Below are 13,907 nucleotides of genomic sequence, written 5' to 3' on the forward strand. Positions count from 1 at the left end.
GCTGATAAGTAAACCACTGGGGGCCCGGCCGCACGCACAAAATCGGTGCGAACCGCACCAAATAATGCCGATTTTGAGCAGAAACTCTCCATTTCGGTTCAAATTTCGTCTGGGACGGGAATTCGAGCATTCTCATTTTTTAGATTAATGAACGCAAAACCCTCCAAACTACGTGCCGTCGATTTCCATGCCATCGGGGAGAGGCTGCGCGCCTATCGGATGGGGGCCTCCTTGCGAGCCGAGGACGTCGCCGCCCAGCTCGGCGTTTCACGCGCCGCGGTGTACCGGATGGAAAAAGGCGAGATCGTGAAGATCGAGACGCTCGAGCGTCTCGCCCATATCTTGGATACCACGCTCGCATCGCTGCTCGGCGTCGGCACTGAGTACTACACTTCGCCGGTGGCCTACATCGAGCGGATGCGCCAGCTCGAGACCGACGCCACGCGCATCATGGCGCACTTCGAGCCGATCTCCTTCCTGCTGACGTCCGACGAATACGGGCATTATCTGGAAAAGATGCTGCAGGAGGCGCATCCGGACCTGGATCCGGAGCGGATGCTGGCGTTGATGAAAATCCTCGAGGAGCGCAAGCGCGCATTCGCCCGCCGCCGACCGCCCATCATCAGCCTGATCGGCTTGCGCGAGATCGAACGCTTCGTTCACTTCGGGCTGGTTGGCCGCATCGATCTGCCACCGGCGGTGCGCATGGAAAGATCGCTGGCGGCCCGGCGCGAGGTCGAACGCATCATCGGCCTGCTGCGCGAACACCCGATGGACATGCAGATAGGCATCGTGGACGACAGCATGCCGAACGCAACGTTCCAAGTATTCGAGCGTCCGAATGCGTCGTTCGTGGCCATCAGCCCGTTCCGCTTTGGCGAACTACCCAATGTCGCCACGGGCATCGCCCAGGTCACGTCGGCGCCGGAAGCGGTCCAGCTTTATACGAAAATGGTGGAAAACCTCTGGCAGCGCGCCTACAAGGGCGAGCAGGCAGCGGAACTTCTCAGTAGCATGTTGAAAGTGGTATGACTTCCCGCTCGCTTGGCGTCGCCTTTCCGAAAGACTCGCAGCGCGCGACCGGGGCAACATGCAGGTAACTAGGATTCACAAGAAATGGAAGAAACCTCTATCGGCCCCACGGTAGCGCGGCGATTGCTCGAGTCGGGAGCCGTTCACGTGACCACGGGCAAGCCCTTCGTCTTGCGGTCGGGCTGGGCAAGTCCCGTCTACGTAGACGTGCGCCGGCTAATTTCGTCGGTGAGCGGCCGGAACGTGTTGGTCGACGCAGCGCTGTCGGTCGTGCGGCACCGCATCGGCGTGCAGCACGTGGACGCCATCGCGGGCGCCGAGACGGCAGGCGTGCCCTATGCTGCGTGGCTCGCCGACCGGCTGTCGCTGCCACTGCTGGTCGTGCGCAAGAAACCGCTCGGCTTCGGCCGCAACGCGCAAATCGAAGGAGCGGTGGAACCAGGGGCGCGCGTGCTGCTGGTCGACGACCTGACCACGGACGGCCAGAGCAAGCTCAATTTCTGCAAAGCCGTGCGCGACTCCGGGCTCGTGCTGGAACACGTACTGAGTATCTTCTATTACGATACGTTTGCCGAAAGCCGGCGTACCATGGAAGAACTCGGCGTTGCGATGCATGCGCTGGCCACTTGGCAGGACGTCCTCGCCGAAGCCAGGACAAGCACGGTCTTGTCTGCGGACGATGTCGAAAAGGTACAGGATTTCCTCCTCCACACTTCCGAGTGGTCCAAGGCTCACGGCGGCATCGCCCGCCTTCCCTGACTTTCACCGTTATTTCGCGTTATGAACTTCACCGAACTCATCCAACGATTTGCCGCCCAGGCTCCCGGCACCGACAGTTTCCTTAAAGTCAAGGAAGGCTCACTCGCGCTGATCACCAGCGATTCGGAGCACGCCGCCGCGTATTTCCTGATCTATGGCTTCGCCCGCTCTTACGTCCTGCTCTACGAAGACCAGCCCATCGAGCCGGCTTTCGCCGAAACCGCCAAGACGCAATTGCTTTCCTACATGAACCGCTTGGATGAAGCATTCAAGACCGGAACGGCCGAGGCCCTGGTCGCCGCGATGAACTGGATCGTGCTCGACTACGGCCGAAGCGGAAAAATATTTTGAGCGCACGGCCGCAAGCGGCCGGCGCCGCTTCATCGCTCTACACGAACCGGCGTGTCGCACCGCTGCTCGCGCTCGGCTTTGCGAGCGGGCTGCCGCTTGCGCTCACCACCGGGACCCTCCAGGCCTGGGCGACGGTGGACGGCGTGTCGCTGCAGGCCATCGGGTTCCTGACGCTGGTTGGCTCCGCCTATACGCTCAAGTTCCTGTGGGCACCGTTGATGGACCGCTACACGCTGCCCGTGCTGGGGCGGCGCCGGGGCTGGATGGCCGCCACGCAACTGCTGCTCGCGCTCTCCATCATGGCGATGGGGCTGCTCTCGCCGGGCTCGGCGCTGCTTCCGCTGGCGCTGCTCGCCGTTTTCGTGGCCTTCTGCTCGGCATCGCAGGACATCGCGTTCGATGCTTATCGCACCGACGTGCTGCGCAAGGAAGAACGCGGCGCAGGCGCTGCCGTGTCGGTGCTGGGCTATCGCCTCGCCATGCTGGTTTCGGGTGGTTTGGCGCTGGTCATCGCCGACAGCTGGCTAGGCTGGGGCAACACCTACATGCTGATGGGCGTGCTAATGGGCGCCGCCATCCTCGCCACGCTCTGGGCGCCCGAACCCGAAGCCCCCGCCGCCGCACCGCGCACGCTGGCCGAAGCCGTATCCGGGCCGCTGCTGGAATTCTTCCGCCGGCCGGGCGCAATCATGCTGCTGGTGCTCATCGTGCTGTACAAGCTGGGGGATGCCTTCGCGGGTAGCTTATCCACCGCCTTCCTCATACGGGGCGCGGGATTCTCCGCGACCGAGGTCGGCACCATCAACAAGGTGCTGGGCCTGGGCGCCACCATCATCGGCGCACTGGCAGGCGGTTCGTTGCTGGCCAAGCTGGGGCTCTTCCGCTCGCTGATGCTGTTCGGACTGCTGCAGGCCGTCTCGAACCTGGGGTTCTGGCTCATCGCGGTCAGCTCCAAGAACATCGTGCTGATGGCCGCCGCGGTCGGCATCGAGAACCTGTGCGGCGGGATGGGAACGGCTGCGTTCGTCGCGCTGTTGATGGGGCTGTGCGACCAACGCTTCTCGGCGACCCAGTTCGCGCTGTTGTCGGCGCTCTCGGCGGTGGGGCGCACCTACCTGGCCGGGCCGCTCGCGCCTCCCATGGTGCAAGCCTATGGATGGCCGACCTTTTTCCTGATCACCGTCCTCATTGCACTTCCCGGCATCGCCCTGCTCTGGTGGCGTCGCGCCGAAATCCGGGCCTTGGACCAAGCCTGAGCAGCCAGGGCGCTCAGGCGGCCCGCAGGTGCTCTATCGCCTCCCGCTCGGTCCGGAACACGTGCTCGGCGGGCAGCAACCGGATCACGCCGGCGGTCTCGAGCACGTCTTCGACCTGCTTCTTGATCCCCGCCAAATAGACGCTCACTCCCTGGTCGCGCAAGGTCCCGATGATGTAGGTCAGCGTATCGACGCCGGTGACGTCGATGCTATTGATGGGGCCGGCATAAATCAGCACGCGCCGGATGCCGGGCTCCGCGCGGCAGCGCTCGATGATGAAGTGTTCCAATTGGTTGGCAGTGACGAAGCTCAAGGCCGCATCCATCCGGACGGCCAGCAAGTCCTCGGCCAAGGGCGGCAAGCCGAAGCGCTGGCGGTCCCGCAACGTACCGTCGGCATGCACGCTCACCTCGATGATGCGAGGATGCGAGCGCTGGTAGAGGAAATAGCCCAGTGACAGGATGAAGCCGGCGAGCACGCCCCACTGCAGTTGCGGTGCCGCGACCAAGGTTGCCGCTGCAGTGGCCGCGGCGATGCATGCCTCCGGCCTAGACGTACGCCACAGCCTGACGAAGAAACCAGGCGCAATCAGGTTCGTTACCGGCACGATGATGACGGCCGCCAGGAACGCGCGCGGCAGATGCGCGATGGCGGGTGTCAGGAACAGCAGGCTGGCCAACACGCAGGCGAACGCGAAAAGCGCCGACCATCCGGTTCGGGCGCCGACGAACAGGTTGAGCGCGGACCGCGAGAACGAAGCGCTCACGGGAAACGCGCCGCTCAGGCCGCTCGCCAGCTTGGCCAGCCCCTGCCCGATGAACTCCTGGTTTTCATCCCAGCGCTTGCGGGTGCTGCGCGAAATTGTCTTGGCGCTGGAAAGCGCCTCCACGAAACTCACCAAGGCGATCACCGCCGCCGCCGGGAGCAAGCTCCGGTAGTCTTCCCAATCCAGCAGCTTGGGCACTGTGAACTGCGGCAAGCCCGCCGGCAAGGCGCCGACGACTGCACCGCCCCGCGCACCGTAACCGATCGCCCAGCTGATCACGCCCGTTGCCAGCGCCGCAGCCAGGACGATGGGCAAGCGCTTGCTGTGCTTCTTCAACGCTACCAGGAAAACCAAAGTTCCCACGCCGAAAGCAAACGCTGGCCAGTCGATGCTCGCGAGTACGCCGGCCGCATCGCCATGCGCCATGGCGGTGCGCGCCGCGCTCCAGCTCAGCCCCAGCATGGCCGGCAATTGCGAAAGGATGATCAGCACTGCCGCAGCCTGCGTGAACGCGCCCACTACCGCTCCCGGCAGAAAATTCACGACCATCCCCAAGCGGGTCGCGCCGATCAAGATCTGGATCGCGCCGGCCATCAAGGACAGCCATATCGCCAGTTCCACCCAACGGGCGGACTCCGCAGCGGCCAAGCCCGCCAGCGAACCGGCCACCAGCATGCTGGTGAGGGCGACCGGCCCGGCACCAAGCAACTGGCACGAGCCCCACAGCACGCTGATCACGGGCGGCACCAAGGCGGCATATAGGCCGGTGATGGGTGGCATGCCCGCCAGCATCGCATACGCCACCGCCTGGGGTACCAAGATCAGGCCAAGCGTGAACCCGGCCCGCGCATCGGCGGCAAGTTCGGCAGCTGTCGGGCGCGGCCAGTTCAAGAACGGAAAATAGCGGCGGAGCAAAGCGGGCATGCAGCAGGCCTTGTGGAAGCGGCGATCAACGGTGTCGGGGTTTGCGGGGAGCGCGTACGGCGAAATGGTCGTATACGGCGTCCGGAAGCAGGCGCAGCAGCTTGGCAACGATGCCCATCTGCCACGGAATGACGGTGTAGCGTACCCCGCGGTCCAGCGCGTCCGCAGCCTTCTCCGCGAAAGTGTCCACATCCATCAGGAACGGCATGGGGTAAGGGTTGCGGGCAGTCATGGGAGTACGAATATAGCCCGGCGCAATCGTCGAGACCCGGATCCCGTACGGCGACAGTTCGTTGCGCAGGCTCTCGCAATAGGCAATGACGGCCGCCTTGGATGCGCTGTACGCGCCCGCGCCCGGCAGACCGCGTATGCCGGCCACGCTCGCGATGCCGGCCAGTTGCCCCTTGCCAGCCTGTTTCATGGCGGCGATGAACGGTTCGAAAGTGGCGACCATCGCGACGAGATTGGTGTCCAGTACGGCGCGGAAGGCATCGAAGTCTTCCAGTTCCTCCGTCAGGGTGCCCGTGCTGATGCCGGCATTGGCGATCACCAGGTCCACAGGGCCGCCCGACAGGAAATCGCGTGCGGCGGCGTGCAGCGCATTCCGGTCGCGGACATCGAGCGGATAGCAGTGATGGTCGCCGGGAAGCGACGCGGCGAGATCGCGCAAGGCCTGCTCCCGGCGTGCGACCAAGCCGAGAACGGCGCCCCGCGCCGCATAGCGGCTGGCCAACGCCCGGCCGATTCCGCTACTGGCACCTGTGATGAAGACTCTCATTGCTTTATCCACTCAAGCGCAGCCTCTGTTCGAGGCAGCAAGCCCCGGCCGGCCGATGGGGCCGGGCAACGCTCCCGTCCCGCCGCCGCGCGATGGTATCGTGTCCTGGAACATCCTTGCCGGCGGGTGAAGGGCGTCCGACTGCCCATCGCTCCGGAAACGTAGGATAGTATCTTGGTCAGGCGATCCGCGCCGGCTCGGCTAGGCGCGGCGCATCAACGAGACTGCCATGACATCTTCTTCCATCTCCGAATTACACGGCGCGCTCGCCGCCCTGGTGGGCGAAGCCAACGTCTACGTCGATCCTGCCGACAAGGCCCGCTACGAGACCGGCGCCCGCTACGGTAACGGCAAGGCGGCGGTCGTCGTGCGACCGGCATCGACCGCCGAAGTCGCCGCGGTCGTCCGTCATTGCGCGCAGACGGGCACGCCGCTGATCGCACAAGGCGCCAATACCGGCCTCGTCGCGGCCAGTACGCCCAACGAGAGCGGCCGCCAAGTGTTGTTGAGTCTCGAACGACTGCGCGGCGAAATCGTGGTGGACCGCGCCAATCGCACGGCAACGGTCGGCGCGGGCGTCACGCTGCAGGAACTGAACGAAAAACTGGCCGAACAAGGCTTGTGCTTTCCCATCGACCTGGGCGCCAACCCGTCCTTGGGCGGCATGATCGCCACCAACACAGGCGGATCCCGCCTCGTCCGCTATGGCGACGTGCGCCACAACCTGCTGGGCATCGAAGTGGTCCTGGCCGATCCACCTGGACAGGTGCTCGACCTGATGAGCGGCCTGCGCAAGAACAATACCGGCTACGACCTGAAGCAGTTGTTCGTGGGTGTCGGCGGCGTGGGCGGCGTGATCACGCGTGCGGTGGTACAAGTCCACCCGCTGCCGCGGCAAACCGCCACCGCGCTGATCGTGCCCACCAGCCAGGAGGCGGTGCTGGAGCTGCTGATCGCCCTGGAAAGCGAGTTCGGGGACTTCCTGACGGCCTACGAGGGCATGTCGCGCTCAACCGTGCAATCGGTCATCGACCACGTGCCCGGCGTGACCAATCCGTTCGCGCCGGAGCCCATCCCCGATTACTGCCTGTTGGTTGAGCTCGCGGCCACCTCCTCGCGCGAAGTGCTGGGTGTGGACCTGCAATCGGCCCTGAACGATTTCCTGGAGCGCCAATTCGACGTCCTCGTGGCTAACGCGGTGCTCGACGGCGGGCCGGACCTCTGGAAAATCCGCCACTCCATCAGCGAATCCATCCGCCACCAGGGCAAGCTGATCGCGTTCGACATCGCCGTGCCCCGCTCGTCCATGATCGACTTCCAGAAAACGGCGAGGGAGATGCTGGCGAGCGAGTTTCCCTGGCTACGCCTGTTCGACTTCGGCCACTGGGCCGACGGCGGCACGCACTTCAACATCGTCTGGCCCCACGAGGCGACGCCGGCCTACGACTCAGACACCGTGGAGCGCCTGCGCACGGCCATCTACGACCTCGTCGTGCGCCGGTTCGGCGGAAGTTTCAGCGCCGAACACGGCGTCGGCCCATACAACGAGCGGTTCTATCACCGCTACGTGTCGCCGGAAGCGCAGGCGCTGGCTGGCCGCTTGCAGGAGACGCTCGACCCCAGGGGCGTGCTGGGGCAGGTGAACTTCGGGCCGGCCGCCTCGGACTGACCGGCGGCTGACCCCGGGCGGCCCCACGCCGGCTTGGATGCGCATGCCGGGCCGCCGCGCAGAGCCAACGGCCCGGCGCCGCCCGTGCGCCGGGCGCGGCGCTTATTTCGCCCGTTCTTTCCCGATCAGGAAATCGGCAACCTGCAGCGCAGCCACATTGCTGCCCGTCAAGGACGGCGAGGTGATGTAGCGGCCGTTGATGGCCAGGGTGGGTACGCCGTCGATCTTGTAGGCCTCGGCGAGCCGCGTGGCACGCTGGACCTTGGACTGGACGCCGAACGAGTTATAGGCGTCCATGAACTGCTTGCGGTCCAGGCCGGCCTTCTCGGCCCAATCGAAAATGCGGTTGGCCGTGTTCAGGGGCTGGCGCTGCTCGTGGATCGCCGTGAACACGAGGCGGTGGAACGGCTCGACCTTGCCCAGGGCTTCCAGCGTGTAATAAAGGCGCTGCTGCGGTTCCATGCCGGCATTGAAACGCACGGGTACGCGACGCACCACCACGTCGGGCGGCAGTTTCTTGATCCATGCGTCGAGGCTGGGCTCCAGCGCATTGCAGTGCGGGCAGCTATACCAGAAAAACTCGGTCACCTCGATCTTGCCCGGCGCATCGGTGGGTTGAGGCTGCTGCAGGCGGATGTAGTCCGCGCCTTCGCGCGGCTGCTGGGCCAAGGCCATGCCCGGCAGGACGGCGAGGAGGCCGGCGGCCAGGGCGAGACGGTTGAACGTGCGACGAACGTGGAAGCGACCGATCATAGGATTCCTCTGGTAACGAGGCCCGGCGCCGTCTGCGCGCCGGACGCGATGAAATCTCCGACCGCGGGAAGCTCGGCGAAGTTCCGACGGTTCATTTCTTCACCACGGCCGCTTCGATGCCGTTCTCGGCCAATCGCGCGCGCGTGCGGTTCATGTCGTCGAGCCGGGTAAACGGGCCGACGCGTACGCGATGGACGGTGCCCGCGGCAACATCGGCGGCTTCCAGTCGCGCCTGAAAGCCCAGGAACGCCAGCTTGGCCTTGAGCGCCTCGGCATCCTCGATGACGCGAAATGCTCCGACCTGCAAGTAATACGTCCCGCTTCCTCCGGCCGCGGAGGCCGGCGGCGCGCTTTCGTTGCGGTTCACCCCTTGGCTGGCCAGGAAGTCGCCCAGCGGGTCGCGCGTGGCCGGGGGCACCGGGGCCGGGCTCGGATGCGCCGTCGAGGGGCCAGAGCCGGACGGAGCGCCGGCCGGGCCATCCCTGCCGTAGAGGCTGCGATTGGGGTCGGGCGCGTTGGCGGGATCCGGCGCCGGAGTCGGTGCGACCGGCCGCACGCCGCGGCTCACGAAAGGCACCGGCGCCTTGGTGATGTAAAAGGCCACGAGCACGGCCACCAACAGGCCGACCAACAGTCCGGCCATCAAGCCGAACATCGTGCCGCCCCGTTGCGCCGGGCGCTGGGCCGCCGCGCCCGGGCGGGCCCGCTGCTGTTTACCTTTCCTGGAAGAAGCCGGCTTTGCTGTGGACACCATGAATCGTTACATCCGTTGCGGAGCAGACACGCCCAACAACGCCAATCCGTTGGCCAGGACCTGACGCGTCGCGGCGAGCAACGCCAAGCGCGCCAGCTTCAATTCGGCATCGTCCACCAGCACGCGTTCGGCATTGTAGTAGGCGTGGAAGTCCGCGGCGCAGTCCTTCAGCCAGAAAGCGACATGATGCGGCGCCAGGTCGTTCGCCGCCGCCTGGACCATGGAGGGAAACTCGGCCAGCCGTTGCAGCAGCAGCAACTCGCGTTCGGCGGTAAGCAGCGACGTATTGGCGCGCGCCAGCGCCGCCTCATCGCCCCCCCATTGCCCGAGCACCGAGCAAATGCGGGCATGCGCGTACTGGATGTAGTACACGGGATTCTCGTCCGTCTGCTTGAGCGCCAAGTCGATGTCGAACACGAACTCGGTATCGGCGCGCCGCTGTATCAGGAAGTAGCGCACCGCATCGCGGCCCACCCAGTCGATGAGATCCCGCATGGTGACGTAGCTGCCGGCGCGCTTGGAGATTTTGACTTCCTCGCCGCCGCGCATGACCTTGACCATCTTGTGCAGCACATAGTCGGGATACCCCTTGGGGATGCCCACATTGAGCGCCTGCAGGCCGGAGCGCACGCGCGCCACCGTGCCGTGATGGTCCGAGCCCTGGATGTTGATGGCCTTGGTGTAGCCACGCTCCCACTTGGTCACGTGATAGGCGACGTCCGGCACGAAATAGGTATACGTGCCGTCGGACTTGCGCATCACGCGGTCCTTGTCGTCGCCTTCGCCAAGCGCGGTCGTGCGCAGCCAAAGCGCGCCGTCTTGCTCATAGGTGTGGCCGCTGGCGATCAGGCGCTGCACCGTCTGCTCGACGCGCCCCGAGGTATAGAGGGAGCTCTCGAGGTAGTAGTTGTCGAACTTCAGGTCGAACGCCTGCAGGTCCAGATCCTGTTCCCGGCGCAGGTAAGCGACGGCGAACTTGCGGATGTCTTCGAGATTGTCGGGATCGCCCGAAGCCGTCACGGGCTCTGCGTCGGCCGCCTTGACGGTCTTGCGGGCCAGGTAATCGGCCGCAATGTCGGAGATGTACTCGCCGCGATAGCCGTCGGCAGGAAAATCCGGGTGGTCGGGCCCCAGTCCGCGGGCGCGCGCCTGCACGCTGATGGCCAGATTGTGGATCTGGTTGCCCGCGTCGTTATAGTAGAACTCGCGCGTGACCTCCCAGCCGCTGGCAGCGAACAAACGGCAGATGGCGTCACCCAGCGCCGCCTGGCGGGCATGCCCCACGTGCAGGGGCCCGGTGGGATTCGCCGACACGAACTCGACCATCACCTTGCGCCCGTTGGACGGCGCGCGGCCGAAATCGGCGCCGCGCACGCGGATGGCGTCGATCACGGCCTGCTTGGCCGCCGGCGCGAAGCGCAGGTTGATGAAGCCCGGACCGGCAACCTCGGCGCTCTCCAGGAGCGCGGCGGCCCCCGGCTGCGCCAGGAGGGCGTCGACGATGGCTTGCGCGAGTTCGCGCGGATTGCGTTTCAAGGGCTTGGCGATCTGCATCGCCACGTTGGTGGCGGCATCGCCGTGGGACGCCACCTTGGGACGCTCCAGCAGCAAGGTGGGCGTCGCCTCAGGGGCCACGGCCTTGACGGCGGCGCCCAAAAGGCCGAGAAGTTGTTCCTGTTGCTCGGGGAGCATGGCTGGGAATAGTGCGGTAAATAAAAGGCCAAGAGCGGAATGTTAACAGCCGGCGGCCTTGCCTAGGAAAAACGCGGCATGGCGAGGCGGGCAGGCACCGGATGGGTTATCCAAAACCATCTTTTCAGCACGCCTTCCCCCTGATACGTGTCGTAGCTTAGCCGGCCGAGGCTTCCGCCATAATGTGGCGAACCACATCACACGGAGCACGGAGAGCCATGATCGTCACCTTCAGATCCAAAGCCGCCGGGGAAATCATCATGCTCGGCGAGCATGCCAAACCGTTGCTCGAGCTGGCCGGCAAGCTCCCGGAAATCGCCGCCGGCACCCGGGGCGTCTTCACCCCTGAGCAACTGCCCGACGCCATTCGCCGCATCGAGGCCGCGATAGGCGGCGAACGCGAACCCCGCTTCGACGAGAGCGACCCCGAAGAAAAGGAAAAGGCTGCGCGCTATGTTGGCCTGCGCCAGCGCGCATTTCCGCTCCTGGACATGCTCCGAAAAGCGCAGGCCAAGAACGTCAACGTCACCTGGGAAGCCTGAGGAGCGCCGCAATGACCCGCCCGCCATGGCAAGACGTGCTCGATTTTTGGTTCCTGCCGCCGGACGATCCGGGCTACCTGAAACCGCGCCATGTCTGGTTCCAGAAGAACCCTGAGTTCGACGAGGAAATACGCGCCCGCTTCCAGCCCAGGGTCGAACAGGCCGTGGCAGGCGGGCTGCGCGAGTGGAAACGCGAGCTGGGGGGCGCCCTGGCGCGCATCGTGCTGCTGGACCAGTTCACCCGCAACATTTGGCGCGGCACGCCGCGGGCCTTTGCCGGAGACCCAGAAGCCTTGCGCGACGCCCTCGAGTTGATCGATTCCGGCAAATACCTGCAGCTGCCGCCCGTACAGCGGGAGTTCGTCTATCTCCCGCTGATGCACAGCGAAAACCTCACCATCCAGGAGCGCTGCGTGGCCCTCTACGCCACGCTGGCACAAGAGCACCCCGCTTCCCAAAACTCACTGGAGTTCGCCATCCGCCATCGGGACATCGTGGAACGCTTCGGGCGCTTCCCCCACCGCAACGCCATACTCGGACGGGCGAACACGCCCCAGGAATCGGAGTTCTTGAAACAACCTGGGTCGGGGTTCTGACCGGACGCCGGGGGCAGGGCGGGCCCGCCCCCTTCGATCACACGCTGACTTCCGCCAACTTCGCTCCGGCCATCGGCGCGGACCGGCCGCTGGCCTGGAGATGGCGGTTGACGGCGCTCAACACCGCCTTGAAGGATGCAGTGACGATGTCGCTGTCTACCCCTACGCCGAAGCCTGTCGGCGCATCGCCGATGCGCACCTCCACATAGCAAGCGGCCGAGGCGTCGGCGCCCACGCCGATGGAGTGCTCGTGGTAATCCATCAGCCGCATCGGCATGCCGAGCGCCTGGACGAATGCGTCGATGGGCCCGTTGCCGGAACCGACCAGCGTCCGGGGCTGGCCGTCGACGAGGACGTCGACCTCCACCCGCACGCCTTCATCGATGCTGGCCATGCGGTGCCGCACGAAACGGTAGGGATCGTGCCGGTCGAGGTATTCGCGGCTGAAGATCGCGTAGACGTCGGAGGCCGTGACCTCGCGGCCGGTCTCGTCGGTCACGCGCTGGATGGCGCGGCTGAACTCGATCTGCAGGCGCCGCGGCAGATCCAGGCCGTACTCCTGCTGCAAGAGATAAGAAACGCCACCCTTGCCCGACTGGCTGTTGACGCGGATCACCGCGTCATAGCTGCGCCCGACGTCGGCCGGGTCGATGGGCAGGTACGGTACCTCCCAGATATCGCCCGGCTTGCGCTGCGCGAAGCCCTTCTTGATTGCATCTTGGTGCGATCCGGAAAACGCGGTGAACACGAGGTCGCCCACGTACGGATGGCGCGGATGCACTGGCAGCTGGGTGCAGTATTCGACGCAGCGGCGCACGTCGTCGATGTCGGAAAAGTCCAGCCCCGGCGAGATGCCCTGGCTGTACAGGTTCATGGCCAGCGTCACGAGGTCCACGTTGCCCGTGCGCTCGCCGTGGCCGAACAGGCAGCCCTCGATGCGCTCGGCGCCCGCCAGCACAGCCATCTCGGCCGCAGCCACCGCGGTGCCGCGGTCATTGTGCGGATGCACGCTGAGGATGATGCTGTCGCGGTTGGCGAGGTTGCGGTGCATCCACTCGATCTGGTCGGCGTAGACGTTGGGCATCGCGCATTCGACCGTGGCGGGCAGGTTCAGGATGATCTTGCGATTGGGCGTCGCGCCCCACGCCTCGACCACCGCGTCGCAGACTTCCTTGGCGAAGTCGAGTTCCGCCGAGCTGAACACCTCGGGCGAATACTGGTAGACCCACTCGGTCTCGGGCCGCGCGTCGGTGAGCTCCTTGATGAGGCGGGTGCCCGCCAACGCAATCTGCTTGACCTCTTCGCGCGACATGCCGAACACGATGCGGCGGAAAGCGGGCGCGATGGCGTTGTACATGTGCACGATGACGCGCCGGCCGCCCTCGACCGACTCGATCGTGCGGCGAATGAGGTCTTCGCGCGCCTGGGTCAGCACTTCGATCGTGACGTCCTCCGGCACGCGGTTCTGGTCGATCAGCCCCCGGATGAAGTCGAAGTCCGTCTGCGACGCCGAGGGAAATCCCACCTCGATCTCCTTGAAGCCGATCTCCACGAGCTTCTCAAACAGGCGGGTCTTGCGTTCGCCGTTCATGGGCTCGATCAAGGCCTGGTTGCCGTCGCGCAGGTCGGTGCTCATCCAGATCGGCGCCTTGGTCATGCGACGGTTGGGCCAGGTACGCTCGGCAAAGTCGTAAGCGGGGAACGGGCGGTATTTCGCCTGGGGATTCTTCAACATCATGGATTGCTCCTGCTACTGCGAACTCGGGAAAAGGAACGGATGAGCCGTAGGTGTGGCCGAGTTATGGCTGCCGAGCTGCCACGGGGCTCTAGGCCCGGCAACCGATCGGTAGTAGTAGCGAGGAAGCAATGAGGGCGACGATCGCGCGCACGCCGGCACCCAGCGCGGCTTGGCGCTGGATGGCGGTGGGACGGATGGCGGTAGCGGCCATGGTTGCGATCGTGCAGGGAAGGGTTCGTGCTGAATTGAACCTTTAGTCAAACACAATTCCGCGCGGCTGGCAAGCCCGCCCGGCCA

Annotated in this window: 14 protein-coding genes; 7 read left to right on the forward strand and 7 right to left on the reverse strand. The window is 65.3% G+C overall.

From position 1 onward, the window contains the following. Positions 1-45: 45 nt before the first annotated feature. From IRZ12_RS09295 to IRZ12_RS09310, 4 genes are all read left to right on the forward strand, one after another. Positions 46-1,032, forward strand: coding sequence for a helix-turn-helix domain-containing protein (locus IRZ12_RS09295; RefSeq protein ID WP_367181586.1), 987 nt, complete (start codon positions 46-48; stop codon positions 1,030-1,032). Positions 1,033-1,116: 84 nt separating this feature from the next. Beyond that, on the forward strand, positions 1,117-1,791 hold the full coding sequence (locus tag IRZ12_RS09300) for an orotate phosphoribosyltransferase (protein ID WP_296467647.1): 675 nt from the start codon (positions 1,117-1,119) through the stop codon (positions 1,789-1,791). Positions 1,792-1,812: 21 nt separating this feature from the next. Continuing rightward, positions 1,813-2,142 (forward strand): hypothetical protein, encoded by a 330-nt coding sequence (locus IRZ12_RS09305; protein WP_296467649.1) that lies wholly within the window; start codon positions 1,813-1,815, stop codon positions 2,140-2,142. Beyond that, positions 2,139-3,398: a muropeptide transporter gene (locus tag IRZ12_RS09310; protein WP_296467651.1), complete on the forward strand. Its 1,260-nt coding sequence runs from the start codon at positions 2,139-2,141 to the stop codon at positions 3,396-3,398. Before IRZ12_RS09305 ends, IRZ12_RS09310 begins: the two co-directional genes overlap by 4 nt. Before the next feature lie 13 nt (positions 3,399-3,411). Here the strand turns inward: IRZ12_RS09310 and IRZ12_RS09315 are convergent, their stop codons facing one another. Then, the gene (locus IRZ12_RS09315) at positions 3,412-5,088 is read right to left on the reverse strand and encodes a SulP family inorganic anion transporter (protein ID WP_296467653.1); all 1,677 of its coding nucleotides are present in this window, start codon (positions 5,086-5,088) and stop codon (positions 3,412-3,414) included. A gap of 25 nt (positions 5,089-5,113) precedes the next feature. Then, positions 5,114-5,866, reverse strand: coding sequence for an SDR family oxidoreductase (locus tag IRZ12_RS09320; RefSeq protein WP_296467654.1), 753 nt, complete (start codon positions 5,864-5,866; stop codon positions 5,114-5,116). Positions 5,867-6,095: 229 nt separating this feature from the next. On the opposite strand from IRZ12_RS09320, the gene IRZ12_RS09325 reads away from it, so the two are divergent. Next, positions 6,096-7,535 (forward strand): FAD-binding oxidoreductase, encoded by a 1,440-nt coding sequence (locus IRZ12_RS09325; protein ID WP_296467656.1) that lies wholly within the window; start codon positions 6,096-6,098, stop codon positions 7,533-7,535. Positions 7,536-7,637: 102 nt separating this feature from the next. On the opposite strand, the gene IRZ12_RS09330 is transcribed toward IRZ12_RS09325, so the two are convergent. The 3 genes from IRZ12_RS09330 to argS all read right to left on the reverse strand — a co-directional run bounded on the left by IRZ12_RS09330 (position 7,638) and on the right by argS (position 10,734). Continuing rightward, positions 7,638-8,288, reverse strand: coding sequence for a thiol:disulfide interchange protein DsbA/DsbL (locus IRZ12_RS09330; RefSeq protein WP_296467658.1), 651 nt, complete (start codon positions 8,286-8,288; stop codon positions 7,638-7,640). Positions 8,289-8,379: 91 nt separating this feature from the next. Continuing rightward, positions 8,380-9,042: an SPOR domain-containing protein gene (locus IRZ12_RS09335; RefSeq protein WP_296467660.1), complete on the reverse strand. Its 663-nt coding sequence runs from the start codon at positions 9,040-9,042 to the stop codon at positions 8,380-8,382. Positions 9,043-9,048: 6 nt separating this feature from the next. Next, positions 9,049-10,734 (reverse strand): arginine--tRNA ligase, encoded by a 1,686-nt coding sequence (gene argS / locus IRZ12_RS09340; protein WP_296467662.1) that lies wholly within the window; start codon positions 10,732-10,734, stop codon positions 9,049-9,051. Positions 10,735-10,952: 218 nt separating this feature from the next. On the opposite strand from argS, the gene IRZ12_RS09345 reads away from it, so the two are divergent. Beyond that, positions 10,953-11,276, forward strand: a complete 324-nt coding sequence (locus IRZ12_RS09345) for a DUF1840 domain-containing protein (RefSeq protein ID WP_296467664.1) — start codon at positions 10,953-10,955, stop codon at positions 11,274-11,276. Between the two features lie 11 nt (positions 11,277-11,287). Beyond that, on the forward strand, positions 11,288-11,872 hold the full coding sequence (locus IRZ12_RS09350) for a DUF924 family protein (protein WP_296467665.1): 585 nt from the start codon (positions 11,288-11,290) through the stop codon (positions 11,870-11,872). Between the two features lie 37 nt (positions 11,873-11,909). Here IRZ12_RS09350 and leuA read toward each other — a convergent pair whose 3' ends face one another. Continuing rightward, the gene (gene leuA / locus IRZ12_RS09355; protein ID WP_296467667.1) at positions 11,910-13,610 is read right to left on the reverse strand and encodes a 2-isopropylmalate synthase; all 1,701 of its coding nucleotides are present in this window, start codon (positions 13,608-13,610) and stop codon (positions 11,910-11,912) included. A gap of 88 nt (positions 13,611-13,698) precedes the next feature. Then, complete coding sequence (locus tag IRZ12_RS09360; RefSeq protein WP_296467669.1) at positions 13,699-13,821, reverse strand: hypothetical protein; 123 nt, start codon at positions 13,819-13,821, stop codon at positions 13,699-13,701. Positions 13,822-13,907: the final 86 nt, after the last annotated feature.

The organism is Pigmentiphaga sp. (genome assembly GCF_019689535.1).
In the GTDB taxonomy this organism is placed as follows: Bacteria; Pseudomonadota; Gammaproteobacteria; order Burkholderiales; family Burkholderiaceae_B; genus Pigmentiphaga.